The sequence below is a fragment of the Nocardia barduliensis genome (assembly GCF_013315795.1).
In the GTDB taxonomy this organism is placed as follows: Bacteria; Actinomycetota; Actinomycetes; order Mycobacteriales; family Mycobacteriaceae; genus Nocardia; species Nocardia barduliensis.
Window position 1 is genome coordinate 1 of sequence record NZ_JABLTE010000257.1, and the last position, 1,198, is coordinate 1,198.

1 protein-coding gene is annotated in these 1,198 nt (G+C 71.2%); it reads right to left on the minus strand.

Annotated features, from left to right (window positions below; genetic code table 11):
• Positions 1 to 23 precede the first annotated feature (23 nt).
• Positions 24 to 1,187, minus strand: coding sequence for a GuaB3 family IMP dehydrogenase-related protein (locus HOV91_RS39050; protein WP_174190183.1), 1,164 nt, complete (start codon positions 1,185 to 1,187; stop codon positions 24 to 26).
• Positions 1,188 to 1,198 lie beyond the last annotated feature (11 nt).

Genomic DNA, 1,198 nt, shown 5'->3' on the forward strand with positions numbered 1-1,198 from the left:
CAGCGCTGCACATCAGACCCAGCTCAAGCGCGAACGCTGAGGCCGACCCGCTGGAATTCCTTCAGATCCGAGTAACCGGCCTTGGCCATCGAACGCCGCAGTCCGCCAACGAGATTCAGTGACCCGAACGGATCGTCGGACGGACCGAACAGCACCCGCTCCAGGCTGGGGCGCACGGTGTCGCCGACCGGCTCCCCACCCAGGTCCCAGGGATCGTCGACGTGCAGCAGCGACCCGCGCGGCACCGACGGGTGCGCGGCCGCCGACGGCCAGTACCAGCCGCGACCCGGCGCCTCGGCGGCCAGTGCGAGCGGAACCCCGAGCATGGCGGCGTCCGCGCCGCACGCGATCGCCTTGGCCAACTGCCCGGAGGTGGCGATGTCACCGTCCGCGATGACGTGCACGTAGCGGCCACCGGTCTCGTCGAGGTAGTCGCGCCGCGCGGCGGCCGCGTCCGCGATCGCGGTGGCCATCGGCACGCCGATACCGAGCACCTCGCCGGTGGTGGTGGCGCCGGGATAGGAGCCGTACCCGACGATCACACCCGCCGCGCCCGTGCGCATGAGGTGCAGGGCGGTGCGATGATCGCTCACGCCGCCCGCGACCACGGGCACGTCCAGCTCGGCGATGAAGGTCTTCAGGTTCAGCGGCTCACCGTCGCCGACATGCTCGGCGGAGATGATCGTGCCGTGCACCACGAGCAGGTCGATGCCCGCCTGCAGCAGCGCGGGGGTGAGCGTGCGCGCGTTCTGCGGGCTCACCCGCACCGCCACGGTGACACCGGCGGCGCGCACCTGCGCGACGGCGGCGGCGAGCAGATCCGGCTGCATCGGCGCGGCGTGCAGCTCCTGTAGCAGCGCAACGGCGCGCTCGTAGCCACCCTTGCCGACCAGCTCGAGCAACTGATCGATCTTCGCGCCGACATCCGCGTGCCGCGCCCACAGCCCCTCGCCGTTGATCACGCCGAGACCGCCGAGCCGGCCGAGTTCGACGGCGAACTCCGGCGACACCAGGGCATCGGTGGGATGCGCGAGGAACGGGATCTCGAAGCGGTAGGCATCCAGCTGCCAGGCCAGCGAGACCTGCTTCGAGGATCGGGTCCGGCGCGAGGGGACGATGTCGACGTCGTCCAGCTCGTAAGTACGCCGGGCGGTCCGGCCCATGCCGATCTCCACCATGTCGCGCACGCGAAATCTCC